Raw genomic sequence first — 17,598 nt, forward strand, 5'->3', positions numbered from 1 at the left:
GGCCGGTGCATTCAATGCCTCTTTATCGTCTGAAATACCGTTTCGCGAATGAATTCGCTCCCACAAAGCATTTCATTCCAACTTCTAAGTTGTGTGTTTTCAGAAAAACAAAAACCCGGCCATCAAGACCGGGTTTTGTTGTTACGGGGTGGCAGCCTTACTGCACTTCCACCGCCAAACTGTCGCTGATCTTCTTCTGCCAGATCTGCGGTCCGGTGACGTGGACGGATTCGCCCTTGCTGTCCACCGCGACTGTCACTGGCATGTCCTTGACTTCGAACTCGTAGATCGCTTCCATGCCCAGTTCGGCAAAGGCCACGACTTTGGATTTCTTGATCGCCTGGGCCACCAGGTAGGCGGCGCCGCCGACGGCCATCAGGTAGACGGCCTTGTAATCCTTGATCGCTTCGATGGCGGTCGGGCCGCGCTCGGATTTGCCGATCATGCCCAAAAGGCCGGTCTGATCGAGGATCTGCCGGGTGAACTTGTCCATGCGCGTCGCCGTGGTCGGGCCCGCCGGGCCGACGACTTCTTCGCGCACCGGATCAACCGGGCCGACGTAATAGATGAAGCGACCCTTGAGGTCCACCGGCAGGGTTTCGCCCTTGTTCAGCATCTCGACCATGCGCTTGTGCGCCGCATCGCGACCGGTGAGCATTTTGCCGTTGAGCAGGACGGTTTCGCCCGGCTTCCAGCTCTGCACGTCTTCCGGGGTCAGGGTGTCGAGGTCGACGCGGCGGGCCGAGGGGCCGGCTTCCCAGACGATTTCCGGGTAGGCGTCCAGCGGTGGCGCTTCCAGGGAGGCTGGGCCGGAACCGTCGAGCACGAAGTGGGCGTGACGAGTGGCGGCGCAGTTGGGGATCATGCACACCGGCAGGGACGCGGCGTGGGTCGGGTAGTCCATGATCTTGACGTCGAGCACGGTGGTCAGGCCACCCAGGCCCTGGGCGCCGATGCCCAGTTGGTTGACCTTCTCGAACAGCTCCAGACGCATCTCTTCGATACGGTTGGACGGGCCGCGTTTTTTCAGCTCGTGGATGTCGATGGATTCCATCAACACTTCCTTGGCCATGACCGCGGCTTTCTCGGCGGTGCCGCCGATGCCGATGCCGAGCATGCCCGGTGGGCACCAGCCGGCGCCCATGGTTGGCACGGTCTTCAGAACCCAGTCAACGATCGAGTCGGACGGGTTGAGCATGGCCATCTTCGATTTGTTTTCCGAACCGCCGCCTTTGGCCGCCACGTCCACTTCCACGGTGTTACCCGGGACGATGGAGTAGTGGATGACCGCCGGGGTGTTGTCCTTGGTGTTTTTGCGCGCGCCTGCCGGGTCGGCGAGGATGGATGCACGCAGGACGTTTTCCGGCAGGTTGTAGGCGCGACGCACACCTTCGTTGATCATGTCGTCCAGGCCCATGGTGGCGCCATCCCAGCGCACGTCCATGCCGACGCGTACGAAGACGGTGACGATGCCGGTGTCCTGGCAGATCGGGCGATGACCGGTGGCGCACATGCGCGAGTTGATCAGGATCTGGGCCATGGAGTCGCGTGCGGCTGGCGATTCTTCGCGCAGATAGGCCTCGTGCATGGCCTGGATGAAGTCCACGGGGTGGTAGTAGGAAATGAATTGCAGGGCGTCGGCAACGCTCTGAATCAGGTCATCTTGCTTGATCACGGTCACGGGGAGCGCTCCTCTGATAAGGACGGGAACATTTTATGTGCTGGCATCCGCACAGCTGCAATGGGTGTAGCAGAGCTGTCAGGTCGCGGTTGCAAACAGGGCGCGGCAGTATACCCCTTGAACAGCTACGGTCCATCCACCGGTTGTGCAAGAGACTGTTGTGATGGGTGATAAGGCGGTGGGGTGGAGATGGATTTGTGTCTTGGGCGGTCGCCTGGCACACATCGCCTTCTTATCAAACAACGCAACATCTGCTGAATCACCGGAACTCCGTGGGAGCGAATTTATTCGCGAAAGCGGTATTACAGGCGATACAAATGCTTCGGATTTACTGGCCTCTTCGCGAATGAATTCGCTCCTACAGGATTTGCTCCTCCTCCTGCGGAATCGCATTTCAATTCAGTTAATGTGTGCTTTGACAATGCGCACTAGGCAACCCGCAGGCGTAACGCTAGAGTGGATGCTTCGTGCCACTACGGGAAGGAATCCTTTTGAGCACACCCCGTGGCAGGTTGATCGTCAACACTCGGCAGTCCCTTATTCTTCAGCGCTTCGCTATGGCCGCCCTGACTTATGTCGTGGTGCTGGCCTTGACGTGGCTGGCGATTTGTACCGGCGACCTGGCCCAGCCGCTGCCTGTGGCGCTGGTGAGCAGCAGCCTGGTGCTGGTTAGCCAGCTGGCACTGCTGGCGGTTTTCGTCAGCGGCTGGAATCAGCGCTTTGCCGATCCGAGCCTGACCGAGTTTCAGGTGTTGCTGGCCATTGCCTGGCTGACCTGGTTGCTGGCCTGGCTGGATGGCTCGCGCGGTACTTTCCTGGCGCTTTATGCGCCGATTCTGCTGTTCGGCCTGTTCCAGCTCGATGCCAGGGTGTTCGCCCGTTGCGCGGTCATCGTGTTTCTGTGCTTTCTCGGGATCAACGCCCGTGAGTGGCTGATGCTGCCGTCGCCTGCGCCGTTCGGCCATGTCCTGGTGCAGATCTGTGTGCTGTTTGTCATGCTGGCGTGGCTGAGTGTGTTTGCCGGTTATGTCCAGGCCCAACGCGGTCGTATGCGTCAGCGCCGCTATGCCTTGCAGGCGCATCAGGACACGCTGCGCGGCATGATGCGTCAGCTCGAAGAAGTCGCCGCCACCGATGAGCTGACCAATCTGTACAATCGCCGCTATTTTCTGCGCATGGCCTCTCGTGAGTTGCACGGGATGCACGAAGAGCAGACCCACGGCCTGGCCCTGATCGACCTGGATCACTTCAAACGCATCAATGATGCCTATGGCCATGCGGTTGGTGATCGAGTGTTGCAGACCTTTGCCACGGTCACCCAGGGCAGCCTGCGCGAGAGCGATATCCTGGCGCGTTATGGAGGCGAAGAATTCGTGATGTTGATTCCCCGTTGTAGCCAACAGCAGTTGAGCGAGTGCTGCGAGCGCGTGCGCCTGGTGTTTGCCGAGGTTGAACTGGAAGGCCTGCTTGATGTGGAGCTGAGCCTGTCGGTGGGCATGACCCTGTTGCAATGGGGCGATGATCTGGACACCGCCCTGCAGCGTGCCGATCAGGCGCTGTATCAGGCCAAGCGCGACGGGCGTAATCGTTGCGTCGCGGGCTGGGATCAGGTCAATGCCTGAACTGCATGTAGGCGACCGGCACTGGCCGGTCGCGGCTGCGAGCAATCTGCTGGACGCCCTGAATCAGGCGGGTATTGCTGTGCCTTACAGCTGTCGGGCGGGGAGTTGTCATGCCTGTCTGGTGCGCTGCGTGCAGGGCGAGCCGCTGGATGCCCTGCCTGACGCGCTGGATGCGGGCAAACGCCAGCAGGGTTGGCGTCTGGCCTGTCAGTGCCGGGTCGTCGAAGACCTGGCCGTGGAAATTTTCGATCCCTTGCGCGACGGCTTGCCTGCCCATGTCGCCGCCTGCGACTGGCTGACGCCGGCGGTGCTGCGCCTGCGCCTGGAGGCCGAACGCCCGCTACGCTATCGCGCCGGGCAGCATTTGGTACTGTGGACGGCCAGTGGCGTGGCCCGGCCGTATTCCTTGGCCAGCCTGCCGGGGGAGGATCCCTGGCTGGAGTTTCATCTGGACTGCCGCCAGCCGGGTGCCTTTATCGACGTCGCCCGACAACTGCAACCCGGTGACAAGTTGCGCCTGGGGGAACTGCGCGGTGGCGCCCTGCGTTACGACCCGGACTGGCAGGAGCGACCCTTGCTGCTGATGGCTTCGGGTACAGGCCTGGCGCCGCTGTGGGGGCTGTTGCGCGAAGCGCTGCGTCAGGATCATCAAGGTGCGATCCGGCTGACTCATCTGGCGACTGAGCATTATCTAGAGAGCGAGTTGCAGGCTCTGGCGGCGGCCCATGGCAACCTGACGGTGCAACTGGTGACACCCGAGCAACTGCCTTCGACGCTCGATGGGTTGCGCCTGCTGCCGCGGCAGACCATGGGCCTGCTGTGCGGCAGCCCCGCTCGGGTCGAGATGTTTGCCAAACGGTTGTACCTGGCAGGGTTGCCGAGGAATCAGCTATTAGCGGATATGTTTACGGAGCAGGCGGGTTCCTGACGGGCCGAGCGAATCCAGTGCGTGCGAACTGTGGGAGCGAATTCATTCGCGAAGAGGCAGGTACATTCGATAAATTCCCTTCGCCTGGAATACCGTCTTCGCGAATGAATTCGCTCCCACACAGTCAAATGTTGAAGATATCTCTACTAATGAAAAAGCCCCGGTCTCATCACTGAGCCGGGGCTTTTCTATAAGGCCTGAGCCTTAAACCATTGGGTCGCCAACGTGCAGGATTTTCATGCCATTGGTGCCGCCGATGGTGTGGTAGCTGTCGCCCTTGGTCAGGATGACCCAGTCACCTTGCTCGACCACACCGCGCTTGAGCAGCTCGTCTACCGCCGACTGGCTGACCTGGCCTGGTGGCAGGTTGGCCGGATCGAATGGCACGGTGTAGACGCCACGGAACATGGCGGCACGGGCCTGGGTGGCACGGTGCGGGGAGAACGCGTAGATCGGCACCGAGGAACGGATGCGCGACATGATCAGCGGGGTGTAACCGCTTTCCGTCAGGGCGATGATCGCTTTCACGCCCGGGAAGTGGTTGGCGGTGTACATGGCCGCCAGGGCGATGCTTTCGTCGCAACGGGTGAAGGACTCACCGATGCGATGCTTGGAGCTCTTGCCGGTCGGATGACGTTCGGCACCCATGCAGATGCGAGCCATGGCCTGCACGGCTTCAACCGGATAGGAACCGGCAGCGCTTTCGGCCGAGAGCATCACGGCGTCCGTGTAGTCGAGCACGGCGTTGGCCACGTCGGACACTTCGGCGCGGGTCGGCATCGGGTTGGTGATCATCGATTCCATCATTTGCGTAGCGACGATCACGGCCTTGTTCAGGGTGCGCGCGTGGGCAATGATTTTCTTCTGTACGCCCACCAGCTCGGCGTCGCCGATTTCCACACCCAGGTCACCACGGGCAACCATGACCGCGTCACTGGCGCGGATCAGGGCATCGAGGACTTCGTCGTCGGCCACGGCTTCGGCGCGTTCGATCTTGGCCACCAGCCAGGCAGTGCCACCGGATTCGTCACGCAGTTGGCGGGCGTATTCCATGTCTGCGGCATCGCGTGGGAAAGAAACGGCCAGGTAGTCCAGGTCCATTTCTGCAGCGAGCTTGATGTCTTGCTTGTCTTTTTCTGTCAGGGCCGGGGCCGTCAGGCCGCCACCGCGACGGTTAATGCCTTTATGGTCCGACAGCGGGCCGCCGATCAGCACGGTGCAGTGCAGTTCGTCAGCGGTCTGGGTGTCGACGCGCATGACCACGCGACCGTCATCAAGCAGCAGTTCGTCGCCCACGCCGCAGTCCTTGACCAGGTCCGGATAGTCGATGCCGACGATCTGCTGGTTGCCTGCGGTCAGGGGATGCGCGGTGGAGAAGGTGAATTTGTCACCGACTTTGAGTTCAATACGCTTGTCAGCGAATTTGGCGATACGGATTTTCGGGCCTTGCAGGTCACCCAGCAGGGCAACGAAGCGACCGTGCCGTGCGGCAATCTCGCGGATCAGCTTGGCGCGAGCCTTGTGCTCGTCCGGGGTTCCGTGGGAAAAGTTCAGGCGGGCAACATCCAGACCCGACAGGATCAGTTGCTCGATGACTTCGGGCGAGTTACTGGCAGGGCCAAGTGTGGCAACGATTTTGGTACGGCGAACGGTCATGCACAAACTCCTTAATTGAAGCGCAGCGAGAGGCTACTACTGTCTTGGGCTGTAGTCATTGTTCCTTTGCACTACCTCGAAGATGATCAACCGGGCAAATGGCAGACGATTGGCAATCAATCAGCCCTGTAGAAATTGCGGCGCAGGCCGATAGCGTGCAGAGCACAGGAGAGTCCCATGCGTATCGTGATGATTTTAGTATTGCTGGCTGCTGTCAGCGGTTGTACCCGTTGGTCGATGAATTCCAACCTCAACAGCGCCTACCGTGATTTCGAGCGCGGCGACTGCGATGCCGTCATGCTGGACCTGTCCAAGGTCGATCGGCAGAGTCGTGCGCGGCGATACATCCAGCCGGAGGTATCGATGTTGCGCGGGCAGTGCCTTGAGCGCCAAAAACTTTACGTCGATGCTGCACAAACCTATCAATACATCATGACGCAGTTCCCTTACAGCGAGTATGCTTTCCGGGCACGTGCACGTCTGGATACGCTGGCCCAGCTGGGTTATTACCGCGGCAATGCGCCAGCTGCGGTCACCCGGCCGGCTCCTCTTTGAAGTGACAGAGTGTTTACACCCGATTGGATGAACGGCCATTAATTTGAGTGGCTGTCTGCCATCTTTGCGCTAGGCTCTGTAACGCGGGTGAGAACAAAGGGCAGCGTAAATGCCCCGGACACCCTCCGGGGCTTTCCACTTTTGATACGTGGTGAGTTCAAAGCATTAGCGCGGCCATGCTCAATGGTCCTCGATGGCGATCTTTCCATGCTCAATCGACGAATCGAACGGCATCAATTGCCTTGTTTTCTTCAGGTTTCCAACCGATATACCGGCAAGACCCTTGGATTTCTCGGCAATATCTCCGAAGAAGGCTTGATGCTGATCAGCGATTTGCCATTACTGGTGGGCGCAGTCTTTGCCCTGTCCCTGCAAGTGCCAGGCGATGAGAGCGGTCGACGTACGCTGGATGTCAGTGCCCGTTGCCTGTGGTCCCATGAAGATGAAACGCCCGGTCATTTCGACTCGGGGTTTTCCCTGGAAATAGCCCCGACGGAATATTTCGAATTGATCGAGGCGTTGAAGTATTACTTCAGTTTCTATGCGGTAGAGGCTTCAGCCTGAGTATCCATTGATCTGAAATGGGATCCTGTGGGAGCCGCCTTGGTGGCAATCGAGTGCGCAGCGCTCGCAACAGCGGTTGACTGATCTGCCGCTATCGCCAGCAAGCCGGCTCCCACATAGATATCCACCCGCCTGCTTACAACGCCCCGGCCTTTTTCCAGCTCAAGTACCGACTGACCAGTTGCGGCCCCAGCTCGCCGGGGCGTACATCCAATACCGGAATGCCATGGGCGCTCAGGCGTTCGTGCAATCCGGCACGGGCGTTGAGAAAGTCCACGGCGGCGCAGTAGGCCAGCGCTTCATCGTGGGTCTGCACGCTGGTCTGGCGCAACGTATCGAGCACATCTTCGCGCAGGCTCGCCACCAGTACCCGGTGCTGGCGGCCCAATTGTTTGGCGGCGGCCAGCAGCTCTTCGTCATCTTCGTCGCGCAGGTTGGTAATCAGGACGATCAAGGCTCGTCGTTTCTGCCTGACCAGCAGTTCGCGCACCGCCTGGCTGTAGTCGGCCGGGCGCTGGCTGCACTCCAGATCATAGACGCCGTTGAGCAACTGGCTCAGTTGGCTCTGGCCCTTGACCGGCGCCAGGTAGCGGCGCTGCTCGCTGGCCAGAGTGCACAGCCCGACGGCGTCACCCTGGCGCAAGGCCACGTAGCTCAGCAACAGGCAGGCATTGAGGGCGTGATCGAAGTGGCTGAGGTCGCCGTCCTGGCTGCGCATGCGCCGACCGCAGTCGAGCAGGAAGACAATCTGCTGATCGCGTTCATCCTGATATTCCCGGGCAATCGGCGTGCGTTGCCGGGCGGTGGCTTTCCAGTCGATCTGGCGCAGGCTGTCGCCCTCGCGAAACTCGCGCAACTGGTTGAATTCCAGACCCAGCCCGCGTCGTTGGCGCTGTCTTACGCCGATCTGGCTCAGCCAGTTATCCACAGCCAGCAACTGGCCGCCGTACAACCGGGCGAAGTCCGGGTAGACGCGGGTGCTGCCAGGCACGTCCAGATAGCGGCGTGATTGCCACAGGCGCAAGGGGCTGGGCAGGTTGATTTCGCAGCGTTCGAACTGGAATCGCCCGCGTTTGAGTGGGCGCAGGCGATAACCCAGTTCGCCACGCTGGCCGGGACGCAGGGTGATGCTTTGTGGCAGGTTCTCGGTGGCCAGGCCTGCGGGAGCATGGTCATGCAGGCTCAGGGTCAGAGTGGCCGGGCTGTCATGTTCGATATCCATGCGCACTTCGCTCCAGCGCCCCAACGCCAGGCTGCCCGGCATCTGCCGTTGCAGGCGCGGAGAAGGGCGGCGCAGGAGCCAGACGGCATCGAGCAGCCCCAATAAGGCCACCGCCACCAGCACGGCGACGAAGCCACTGGCGGTCTTGGCGGGCACGGCGATCTCCAGCGCATTCAGGCTGCCCAGGACAATGGCCAGGCCCAGCAGCGCCAGCAGAATGCCCAGCAGGCTGCGCGAGGGCTTGAGGAGCTGTTTCACAGGCGCGGTGCCGGAACCTGATCAAGCATCTGGCGCAGTACCTGATCCACCGACAAGCCTTCGATATCCAGCTCCGGCGACAGCCGTACGCGGTGGCGCAGCACCGCCAGGGCGCAGCCTTTGACGTCGTCGGGAACAACGAACTCGCCGCCACGCAGCAAGGCCCGGGCCCGGGCGCCGCGGACCAGGGCAATCGAGGCCCGCGGCCCGGCCCCCAGGGTAAAACCCGGCCAGGTACGGGTGGCCCTGGCCAGGCGCACGGCGTAGTCGAGGACTTGCTCATCCAGTGGCAGTTCGCTGGCAATGCGCTGCAAGGCCTGCACTTCCCTCGCATGCATCAGCACGCGCAGAGGTTGTACATCGAGCATGTCGGCGCGGCTGGAGCGGGTGACCTGGCGGACCATGGCCAGCTCTTCGTTGGCCTGGGGGTAATCCATGCGCAGCTTGAGCATGAAGCGGTCCAGCTCGGCTTCCGGCAGCGGGTAAGTGCCCTCCTGTTCGATGGGGTTCTGGGTTGCCAGCACCATGAACGGCTGGGCGATCGGCAAGGCGCGACCCTCCAGGGTGACCTGACGCTCCTGCATGGCTTCGAGCAGGGCGGCCTGGGTCTTGGCCGGTGCGCGGTTGATCTCGTCGGCCAGCAGCAGGTTGGTGAACAGTGGACCCTTGCGCAGCTTGAACTGCTCGGTCTGCAGGTCATACACGGCGTGGCCGGTGACATCGCTGGGCATCAGGTCCGGGGTGAACTGGATCCGCGCGAAGTCGCCGCCGAAGCAACGGGCCAGGGCCCGGACCAGCAACGTCTTGCCCAGCCCCGGCACCCCTTCGAGCAGGACGTGACCACCACCGATGAGAGCGGTCAGTACATCGTCGATCACCGCATCCTGACCGATCACCGCCTTGCGCAATTCATGGCGAATAGCCTGGGCCAGATGGCTGGCGCGCTGGCGCTGCCTGGTTTGATGGTCGGGGTCGGGTGCCGTTGGCGCAGGCGGTTCGACGGCGACCGGTTCGCTGGTTTCTCTGGCTGGTTCGGTCTCGACCGGTGTATCGACGGCGGCGCTGACTTCGTCGGCGGCGGGAGCGATTACGCGCTTTTGGATCAACACATAACGGCCCGGACTTGCGCTGTCCTGTGGGACCGGCTTCAGCCGGGAAGGCATATTCCCGGCTGAAGCCGGTCCCACAGTCGCTTGCTCATCCGTTGAGTGCTCCTCTCCCGCAACAGAGTGTTCAGCCTGATCGACGGGCTCGGTCGGTATATCGATGTTGAACTCGACGGGTTGTTGGCTCGAAGGCTCGGTCGGGTGATCGCTCATAAGGCATTCCTGAGGGCTTGCAGGTGGGCAACCTGACGGGTGAAGTCGGCACTGGAAAGGCGTTTGGCCGGACGCGGGCGCATGGCCTGGCCGACGGCACTGGTGGACTGGCGCGTGAGCCGGGCCAGCACTTGCCATTGATCGGCCACACCGAGTTGTTCGAAGCCGGGATGGCGTTGGCGGGCGCGGCGCAGAATGTCTTGTTGCAGGCCGCGCAGCAGGGTTTGTTGACCGCTGTGGCGCAGGAGGAAATCGGCACTGGCGCGCAGGTGTTCGGTCAATTGACGGCGGGCGCGGGAAGCCGGGGCCTGCAAGGGGCCGTGGCGCAGCCCGAAATGCCAGAGGCTGAGCACAATCAGCAAGGCCAGGACGGTCAGGGCCAGGGGAAAGTTATGCAGCAGCAGGCCAAACAGGTTGTCATGATCGGTGCGCAGGACCAGGGTCACTTCGCTGTCCTGGGCCAGATACCACAGCAGCCAGGCATTGTCGTATTTGCCGATGGCGCGGGTTTTCCACAGGTCGGCGTCGGTGACCACGGTAATAATGCCTTGGCCCCGGGTGAGTTGCAGCATATGGGTGGAATCGGCGCTGTTGGCCCAGGCCTGGGCAACGTCCTGCGGGTCATCGAGGTGGAAGGCGGTGTCGAAGCCGATATAGGCCGGGGCGCTTTCGTTTTCGATATATAAGCGGGTCAGTTCCGGCCAGGGCAGATTCGGCGTGTCGGAAATCGGCGCGGCGCGCATGGGAATCATCGGCCTGACGCGTTGGTTGCTCTCTTGCAGATCCTGCTTTTGCAGGTCTTTGCTCAGGTATTGGCGCAGATGCAGGCGATCCAGCAATAGATCGCCACTACGGCCCTTCTTCTCGTCCCAGAGCTGTTCGGCGACAAAGATCAGGTGACCGCCGTCCAGTACCCATTGCAACACCTCGTCGGCCTGGCCGGGCGTCATGTTTTCCCGGCTGTCGAGCAGGATCAGGGTTTTGGCGGGCAGCTGCGGGTTGGGGTCGGGCAGGTGGTTGATGTTGGTAATGACATTGACCGGGATCGAGCGTTGACGCAGGTACTCCTGAGCCGCCAGATACGGATTGCTGCGGGCTTCCGGTGACGGCCCCTGGTCGATGCTGACGGTATAGCGCTCGATGTGGTCGTAGCTGCGCTGAGCGGCCAGAAGCAGCAGCGCCAGGATCAACAGACCGAGCAGGATCGCGGTGCGCCGGGTCATGACGGTGCCCCCGGCTTGCCCAGGTTGCGCCAGCCGTCACACAGCTCCTGGCAAGCCTGCTGCGGCGGCAGTTGGTGACCGTATGCGAGGTTTTGCCAATGGCGCATCAGGTTGCGGCTGAAAATAGTCAGTGAAGGTTCAGCCAGGCTGGCAACCCTGAGCAGAACCTGGCCTTCAGTATCGGCCTCTTTAAGGGGCAGCTGATAGTCAATCAGCAGGCGATTGAGCAGCGCCCGGTAGAGCAGGCCGAGGGCCTCACGGGGCTGGCTGGCCCAGAGCTGTTGCGCGTGGCCGGCGACGTCGTCCGGCAGGCTGGCGCTGCTTATCTGCAGGCCGAACAATTGTTCGGGCATGTCGCGCAGCGGCAGTTTTTCTTTTGCGCTTCGACGGCTGACAAAGGTGCCCACCCAGCTGCGGTAGCGCCATGCCAGCAGGCAGGCCACGGCCAGCAGCGCTCCCCAGAGCAATACTTCGAAGGTGCTGGCCAGGGTCCTGGCAGCATTGAGCAGGCGCATCAGCCAGGGGGATGGCGCGGCCTGACGGGCATGTTCGCTGGCCGGTTTGGCCTCGTCCGGATTCTTCCAGCGCCAGCGGGTTTCGCTCTTCATGTTCTTAAAGGGCGGCTGATCCAGCACACTGCCGATCTGTTTGGCCGAGTCCTGGCTGGTCACGGGCTGGTGGGTCAGGCGCGGGCTCATCGGCCCGGCTTCCTGCTGACCGGCCTTGACCGGGCTCTGTTCAGGGATCGGGCAACTCTGCTCGGGTGGTTCGTCAGCCCAACTGGTCGACGAGATCGTCATTAACGCCACGCCCCCGCCGATCAGCAGAACATAGGCGCTGCCGATCAGCCGTTGGCGCAGGCGGCGCAGCACCAGTTCGATATCCCAGGCTTCCAGCTGCGTGCGTCGATTGAGGTAGAGGGTGAAGCCGCAGGCGACATAGATGGGTTCCCAGAACACCAGCACCATGGCGTAGAAGGCGTTGGTCAGATGTTCCAGCCAATTCCACTGGCCTTCGGCAAGAAGCAGTTTCTGCCAGCTCCAGTCGATTTCGATCTGCTCCGGGATCATGGCGTAGAACAGCGTGATCATGCCGATCCAGAGGACGGTTTCCAGGCTCGCGCCGACCGACGTCAGGCAGCGCGCGGCACGCATGTCCTTGCGGCTCAACACGCCGATGCGTTGGGCGCGAGGTGCGCCATTCAAGTGTTCGAGCTGTTGGACCGGCAGCAGGAAGCTTCGGCTGGCACCCAGGCGGCGCCAGGTCAGGCTGGCCAGCCATTGCGATTTGAGCGTGCGTGGCCAGGCTTTCAGCGCCTCCTTGAGGCTCGGTGTATTGCCGAACAGAGCCTGCGAAAGAATCAAGAGCGGCAGGCGGTCATACAGCGGCTTGAGCCACCAGAACACAAACAGGGCAATGGACGGGTATTCCCAGAACACGGCGCTGAGCAGGCAAAAGATCGGCAGCGTCACCAGAGCCCAACTGCCCATTAGCAGGCCGCGATGCTCCCGAGCCAGCAGGACGCCCAGGTCGATGGACTCCCACGGGTTGCGCGGGCGAATGGCCACGCTGGCGTCAGTCAGGCGCATGGCGGGTGCGTCCGGCAAGGGTCAGGTAACTCAGTACCAACAGCCACAGGCCGCCGCCGACACTGTATTTCAGCGTGGGCGAGGGCCAGGCCATGGAGGACCAGTAGGCTTCTATAAAGGCCGCGATCAACAGCAACAGAATGACGCCGCCGATCAGTTCCACGCTGTCTTTGGCCGCCAGACGCAGGGCTTCGCCGCGCGGCCTGGGGCCGGGGGCGAGCAGGGCGGCGCCGAGTTTCAGGCCGGCGGCACCGGCCAGGGCTATGGCGGTCAGTTCAAAGGCGCCGTGGCCGACGACAAATGACCAGAAGGTCTGGCCGAAGCCGATGCCGGTCAGATGCCCGGCAACCGCGCCGATCATCAGGCCGTTGAACAGCAGGAAGAACAGGCTGCCCAGGCCGAACAGCAGCCCCGAGGCGTAGGTCTGAAAACCGATGCCGATGTTGTGCATGATGTAGTAACCGAACATCTGCCAGTCGTCGCTGGATTCGCGCTCGATGGCCTGGCCGATTCTGGCTGCCGACGGGTCGTACATGCTTTCCATCTCGGCCACCTGTTCGGGGCTGACGACGCTGTAGACAAGATTGGGAAAGCCGTAGACCAGCGCGGCCATGACGATCAGGCTGGCGAAGAACAGCAGGCTGGCGACCAATACGAAACGCCATTCAGTGCGTACCCGGCGCGGGAAGTCGGCGAGGACAAAACTCAGCAGTTTGCCGCCCATCTGGCTGCGATGACGATACAACTGCTGGTGACCACGCATGGCCAGTTGTTGCAGCGGGTCGATGATATGGCTGCTGTAGCCGCGCTCCTGCGCCAAAGCCAGTTGTTGGCAGAGGCGCCGGTAGTCTGCGCTAAAGGCATCATGGGATTTGCCCTTGGTTTTGCCGCGCTCGAGGGCATCCAGTTGCGTGGCGAAGCGCAGCCAGTCTTCTTGATGACGACTTTCAAACACGCTCTGCTTCATGGTGGGCCCAACAGTCCACGGGCGATGCCGTTGAGTCGGGTGACCGCCTGGGTGGGATGAACGCGCAAGGGCTTGGCCACGATACTGGCGAGTTCTTCAGTACGCTCCTTGCTCAGTTCGCCCTGGCGTTCGGCGAAACCGAGCACGGCGCGTTGTTCGTCCAGGCTCAGGGCGAAGGGAGCGATCTGTGCGCTGGCCTCGGGCAGACTCGGGCGTTTGACCGGGATGTCGCGATAGACCACCAGCGTGCCGGCGGCGAGATCGCCCAGGCGCTTGAACATGGATTGTTGCAGGCAGGCAACGGCGCCCACGCAATAACCCACCGGCAGCATGTCGACAAAGCGCAGCAGGTTGCGGATCAGTGAAGCGGTCCAGCCGATGGGGGTGCCATCATCGTGGATCACCCGCAGGCCCATGATCTGCTTGCCGGGTGTGCGGCCCTGATTGAGCATCTCGAACAACACGGCATACCACCAGGTCACCAGAAACAGGGCCAGGGCGGTGAGGCCCGCGCCGAACTTTTCCAGAGGGTGCAGCAGCACGGCGAGGATCAGCAGGGTGATGCCGCGAATGCCCAGGTCAATGGCGAATGCCATGGCTCGCGGAACCAGGCCCGCAGGGCGCAAGATCAGATCGATACCTTCCGGGGTCTCGATGCGGATGCGGGTGTCCAGCGGCGCAGGCGATGGCGCAGTCCTTGGCAAAGCGTGCGGGGATGACATTGTCGGGAATGGGTATTCCTGGGGGAAAGACTGATCCTAGTGGTGAGTCATGAAAATGACTATTAATTTTTCTGTCATTGCGCCGCCATGACCGTTAGGAAACGTCTGATATATGTATCAGCACGTTATCCAATTCGCCATTTGCCTGAACTCGGCCCTACACTTCGGCGGTCTTCTGTTCAGGATCAGCCCGTGACTTCCAGCATTTTCTGGTACGACTACGAAACCACCGGCATCAACCCGCGCAATGACCGGGCCTTGCAGGTTGCCGGTATTCGCACCGATGACCAACTCAACGAGATCGCCGCACCGGTGAATCTTTATTGCCAGCCCAGTGATGACATCCTGCCCCATCCGGCAGCCTGCATGATTACCGGCATCACTCCCTCGCGCCTGGCCGAACAGGGGTTGGGCGAGGCCGAGTTCATGACCCGGGTGCACGCTGAACTTGCCGAGCCGGGTACTTGTGGCGCCGGTTACAACACGCTGCGCTTTGACGATGAGGTGACGCGCTACAGCCTGTATCGCAACTTTTTCGATCCGTATGGTCGTGAATGGCAGGGCGGTAACAGTCGTTGGGATTTGATTGATGTAGTGCGCACGGCTTATGCGCTGAGGCCTGAAGGGATTGTCTGGCCTGAGGAGGATGGGCGGGTCACCTTGAAACTGGAGCGTTTGACTGCAGCCAACGGTATTGACCATGGTCAGGCGCATGACGCTTTATCCGATGTTCGCGCAACCATTGCACTTGCGCGCTTGATTCGTGAAAAACAACCCAGGCTTTATGACTTTTTATTTCATCTTCGCAGTAAACAGAAGGTTCAGGAGCAGATTCACCTGTTGCAGCCGTTGGTGCATATTTCCGGACGTTTCTCTGCGGCGCGTAACTACCTGGGCGTCGTGTTGCCGCTGGCGTGGCATCCGAAAAACCGTAATGCGTTGATTGTCTGCGACTTGCATCTGGATCATGCTCCGCTGTTGCAAGAGCAGGCGCCAATATTAAGACAGCGGTTATATACGCGACGTGAGGATCTGGCAGAAGGCGAACTGCCGGTGCCGCTAAAATTGCTGCATATAAATCGCTGCCCGGTGGTGGCGCCGCTGGGCGTCCTGCGCAGCGAAGATATTCAGCGCCTGCAACTGGATATGGCGGGCTATCAGCAGCGTGCACAACGCTTGGCCGAGACCCGGGAACTATGGCAGGAAAAACTCCAGGTCGTTTATGGCCCCGAGGAGTTCGCGGGCACCGAGGATCCTGAACAACAGTTGTATGACGGCTTTATTGGTGATCGGGATCGTCGTTTATGTGAACAAGTGCGCATTGCCGAGCCAGAACAGTTGGCGAGCGGCGCGTGGCCTTTTGATGATGCGCGGCTACCTGAATTATTGTTTCGTTACCGGGCTCGCAACTTCTCTGACACCTTGACTGCGCAAGAGCTGCAGCGCTGGCGGGTTTTCTGTCAGGAGCGCCTGACAGACGCCGGGAAGGGCGCGCCTAATACTTTGCAAGGTTTTGCCCAAGCGTTGGCCGAGTTGTCTCCTGCTGCGACTCCTGCGCAACTCCAGGTGTTGGGCGAATGGCAGCAGCATGTGCAGTTATTGCGTCAGCGGCTGGGGCTCTGACCTCCATCGGATATTTCGTGGGCAATAAAAAACGCCAGCAGGCTGGCGTTTTCGGGTGTGGCGAAAGATCGGCGATCTTGTCCGGGCTTAGCCCAGCAGAGTTGCCCAGCTTTCAACCTCGTCACCGCCCCACTTGGCTTTCCACTCTTTCAGAGTCTTGTGGTTGCCACCTTTGGTTTCGATGACTTCACCGTTGTGCGGGTTTTTGTATTGCTTGACTTTGCGTGCACGCTTGGTGCCGGTAGTCTTGACGATGCCGCGAGGGGCTTTATTAACTTTAGCGTCAGGATCGAGCAGGGCGATGATGTCGCGCAGGGACTTCTGATACTCAGCCATCAGGGTGCGCAGTTTGCCTTCGAATTCCAGCTCTTTTTGCAGTTTGTCGTCTTCCGACAGGTTCTTCAAACGGGCTTGCAGTTCTTTGATAGCTTCTTCTGTGGCGCGGTATTCGTTGATCAGAGACATGAGGAAGACCTTATGTTGTGATGTGGGCAGGGATCTGTGGGGCAATAATAGTCATGCTCTTTGTCCAAGTAAACATTAAATAAAAGTTTTATTTGAATTATTTAGAAATATAGAGCGGTCCTACAGCGCTGAGGAACTAGACGTCAGACCTTTACGTACGAAAGATAGTCCCGTTCCGAGGTTCTTAAATGCCCGGCAGCGGCCTTGGGCCAGGCCTGCTTGTTCGCCCGTGGCTGGTATGCCAGGGCCTCACATCGTCAGAACCGAAGGAGTACTGTGCAGTTTTGCCGCGCACTCGCTAGAATGGCCGCCTTTGCGAAGTTCTGGAGTTTCCCTCATGCGCACTTTTCGTCTGGTGATTGCTTGCCCGGACCGTGTTGGCATCGTTGCCAAAGTCAGTAATTTTCTGGCGTCCCATAACGGCTGGATTACCGAAGCGAGCCACCATTCGGACAATCTCAGCGGCTGGTTTTTTATGCGCCATGAGATTCGTGCCGATACATTGCCATTTGAACTAGAAGGCTTTCGTGAGGCGTTTGCGCCGATTGCCGAAGAGTTCGCCATGGACTGGCGCATTACCGACTCCGCGCAGAAAAAGCGTGTGGTGCTGATGGCCAGCCGTGAGTCCCATTGCCTGGCCGACCTGCTGCACCGCTGGCACAGCGATGAACTGGACTGCGAGATTGCCTGCGTGATCTCCAACCACCAGGACTTGCGCAGTATGGTGGAGTGGCACGACATTCCTTATTACCATGTTCCGGTCGACCCTCAGGACAAGGAGCCGGCATTTGCCGAAGTCTCGCGTCTGGTCGGGCACCATCAGGCCGATGTTGTGGTTCTGGCGCGCTACATGCAAATCCTGCCGCCGCAACTGTGCCGTGACTATGCTCATCAGGTCATCAACATCCACCACAGCTTCCTGCCGTCTTTCGTCGGCGCCAAACCGTACCATCAGGCGTCGTTGCGCGGCGTCAAGCTGATCGGCGCTACTTGCCACTATGTGACCGAAGAGCTGGATGCAGGTCCTATCATCGAGCAGGACGTCGTTCGCGTCAGCCACCGCGACAGCATTGAAAACATGGTGCGCTTCGGTCGTGACGTAGAGAAGATGGTCCTGGCGCGCGGCCTGCGTGCGCATCTGGAAGACCGTGTGTTGGTGCACGACAACAAGACTGTGGTTTTTGACTGATCTGTACTGACCTGA

15 protein-coding genes are annotated in these 17,598 nt (G+C 60.6%); 6 read left to right on the top strand and 9 right to left on the bottom strand.

Features of this window, described 5'->3' with window-relative positions; genetic code table 11:
* Positions 1–157 precede the first annotated feature (157 nt).
* Positions 158–1,681 (bottom strand): fumarate hydratase, encoded by a 1,524-nt coding sequence (locus M2401_RS00880; RefSeq protein ID WP_259098470.1) that lies wholly within the window; start codon positions 1,679–1,681, stop codon positions 158–160.
* Between the two features lie 512 nt (positions 1,682–2,193).
* Between M2401_RS00880 and M2401_RS00885 the strand changes: the two genes are divergently transcribed.
* Positions 2,194–3,303: a diguanylate cyclase domain-containing protein gene (locus M2401_RS00885; protein ID WP_409033871.1), complete on the top strand. Its 1,110-nt coding sequence runs from the start codon at positions 2,194–2,196 to the stop codon at positions 3,301–3,303.
* The gene (locus M2401_RS00890) at positions 3,296–4,231 is read left to right on the top strand and encodes an iron-sulfur-binding ferredoxin reductase (protein WP_259098472.1); all 936 of its coding nucleotides are present in this window, start codon (positions 3,296–3,298) and stop codon (positions 4,229–4,231) included. Before M2401_RS00885 ends, M2401_RS00890 begins: the two co-directional genes overlap by 8 nt.
* Positions 4,232–4,435: 204 nt before the next feature.
* On the opposite strand, the gene pyk is transcribed toward M2401_RS00890, so the two are convergent.
* Positions 4,436–5,887, bottom strand: coding sequence for a pyruvate kinase (gene pyk, locus M2401_RS00895; protein WP_259098473.1), 1,452 nt, complete (start codon positions 5,885–5,887; stop codon positions 4,436–4,438).
* A 177-nt stretch (positions 5,888–6,064) separates the two neighbouring features.
* On the opposite strand from pyk, the gene M2401_RS00900 reads away from it, so the two are divergent.
* Both M2401_RS00900 and M2401_RS00905 read left to right on the top strand, forming a co-directional pair.
* The gene (locus tag M2401_RS00900) at positions 6,065–6,442 is read left to right on the top strand and encodes a tetratricopeptide repeat protein (protein WP_259098475.1); all 378 of its coding nucleotides are present in this window, start codon (positions 6,065–6,067) and stop codon (positions 6,440–6,442) included.
* A 207-nt stretch (positions 6,443–6,649) separates the two neighbouring features.
* A complete protein-coding gene (locus tag M2401_RS00905) occupies positions 6,650–7,006 on the top strand; it encodes a PilZ domain-containing protein (protein ID WP_259098476.1) in 357 nt (118 codons plus the stop codon).
* A 136-nt stretch (positions 7,007–7,142) separates the two neighbouring features.
* Here the strand turns inward: M2401_RS00905 and M2401_RS00910 are convergent, their stop codons facing one another.
* The 6 genes from M2401_RS00910 to M2401_RS00935 all read right to left on the bottom strand — a co-directional run bounded on the left by M2401_RS00910 (position 7,143) and on the right by M2401_RS00935 (position 14,306).
* Complete coding sequence (locus tag M2401_RS00910; protein WP_259098477.1) at positions 7,143–8,486, bottom strand: DUF58 domain-containing protein; 1,344 nt, start codon at positions 8,484–8,486, stop codon at positions 7,143–7,145.
* Positions 8,483–9,574, bottom strand: coding sequence for a MoxR family ATPase (locus tag M2401_RS00915; RefSeq protein ID WP_259099835.1), 1,092 nt, complete (start codon positions 9,572–9,574; stop codon positions 8,483–8,485). Before M2401_RS00915 ends, M2401_RS00910 begins: the two co-directional genes overlap by 4 nt.
* Positions 9,575–9,801: 227 nt before the next feature.
* Entirely contained in the window at positions 9,802–11,028 is a 1,227-nt protein-coding gene (locus M2401_RS00920; protein WP_259098479.1) for a DUF4350 domain-containing protein, read from the bottom strand.
* Positions 11,025–12,617 carry a DUF4129 domain-containing protein gene (locus M2401_RS00925; protein ID WP_259098480.1) on the bottom strand — a complete coding sequence of 531 codons (1,593 nt, stop codon included), beginning with the start codon at positions 12,615–12,617 and terminating at the stop codon, positions 11,025–11,027. The genes M2401_RS00920 and M2401_RS00925 overlap by 4 nt, the downstream gene beginning before the upstream one ends.
* Positions 12,604–13,584, bottom strand: coding sequence for a stage II sporulation protein M (locus tag M2401_RS00930; protein WP_259098482.1), 981 nt, complete (start codon positions 13,582–13,584; stop codon positions 12,604–12,606). Before M2401_RS00930 ends, M2401_RS00925 begins: the two co-directional genes overlap by 14 nt.
* The gene (locus M2401_RS00935) at positions 13,581–14,306 is read right to left on the bottom strand and encodes an RDD family protein (protein ID WP_259098483.1); all 726 of its coding nucleotides are present in this window, start codon (positions 14,304–14,306) and stop codon (positions 13,581–13,583) included. Before M2401_RS00935 ends, M2401_RS00930 begins: the two co-directional genes overlap by 4 nt.
* Positions 14,307–14,498: 192 nt before the next feature.
* Here M2401_RS00935 and sbcB point away from each other — a divergent pair, with 192 nt between their 5' ends.
* A complete protein-coding gene (gene sbcB, locus M2401_RS00940; protein ID WP_259099837.1) occupies positions 14,499–15,929 on the top strand; it encodes an exodeoxyribonuclease I in 1,431 nt (476 codons plus the stop codon).
* 87 nt (positions 15,930–16,016) lie between these two features.
* On the opposite strand, the gene mvaT is transcribed toward sbcB, so the two are convergent.
* Positions 16,017–16,394: a histone-like nucleoid-structuring protein MvaT gene (gene mvaT / locus M2401_RS00945; RefSeq protein WP_259098485.1), complete on the bottom strand. Its 378-nt coding sequence runs from the start codon at positions 16,392–16,394 to the stop codon at positions 16,017–16,019.
* A 337-nt stretch (positions 16,395–16,731) separates the two neighbouring features.
* On the opposite strand from mvaT, the gene purU reads away from it, so the two are divergent.
* Positions 16,732–17,583 carry a formyltetrahydrofolate deformylase gene (gene purU / locus M2401_RS00950; RefSeq protein WP_259098487.1) on the top strand — a complete coding sequence of 284 codons (852 nt, stop codon included), beginning with the start codon at positions 16,732–16,734 and terminating at the stop codon, positions 17,581–17,583.
* Positions 17,584–17,598: the final 15 nt, after the last annotated feature.

Source organism: Pseudomonas sp. JUb42 (genome assembly GCF_024807945.1).
Taxonomy (GTDB): domain Bacteria; phylum Pseudomonadota; class Gammaproteobacteria; order Pseudomonadales; family Pseudomonadaceae; genus Aquipseudomonas.

Excerpts from the sequence above, each read along its gene's own strand:
- M2401_RS00890 (WP_259098472.1), top strand. The coding sequence starts at position 3,296 with ATGCCTGAACTGCATGTAGGCGACCGGCACTGGCCGGTCGCGGCTGCG.
- pyk (WP_259098473.1), bottom strand. The coding sequence starts at position 5,887 with ATGACCGTTCGCCGTACCAAAATCGTTGCCACACTTGGCCCTGCCAGT.
- M2401_RS00900 (WP_259098475.1), top strand. The coding sequence starts at position 6,065 with ATGCGTATCGTGATGATTTTAGTATTGCTGGCTGCTGTCAGCGGTTGT.
- M2401_RS00905 (WP_259098476.1), top strand. The coding sequence starts at position 6,650 with ATGCTCAATCGACGAATCGAACGGCATCAATTGCCTTGTTTTCTTCAG.
- M2401_RS00920 (WP_259098479.1), bottom strand. The coding sequence starts at position 11,028 with ATGACCCGGCGCACCGCGATCCTGCTCGGTCTGTTGATCCTGGCGCTG.
- M2401_RS00925 (WP_259098480.1), bottom strand. The coding sequence starts at position 12,617 with ATGCGCCTGACTGACGCCAGCGTGGCCATTCGCCCGCGCAACCCGTGG.
- M2401_RS00930 (WP_259098482.1), bottom strand. The coding sequence starts at position 13,584 with ATGAAGCAGAGCGTGTTTGAAAGTCGTCATCAAGAAGACTGGCTGCGC.
- M2401_RS00935 (WP_259098483.1), bottom strand. The coding sequence starts at position 14,306 with ATGTCATCCCCGCACGCTTTGCCAAGGACTGCGCCATCGCCTGCGCCG.
- mvaT (WP_259098485.1), bottom strand. The coding sequence starts at position 16,394 with ATGTCTCTGATCAACGAATACCGCGCCACAGAAGAAGCTATCAAAGAA.
- purU (WP_259098487.1), top strand. The coding sequence starts at position 16,732 with ATGCGCACTTTTCGTCTGGTGATTGCTTGCCCGGACCGTGTTGGCATC.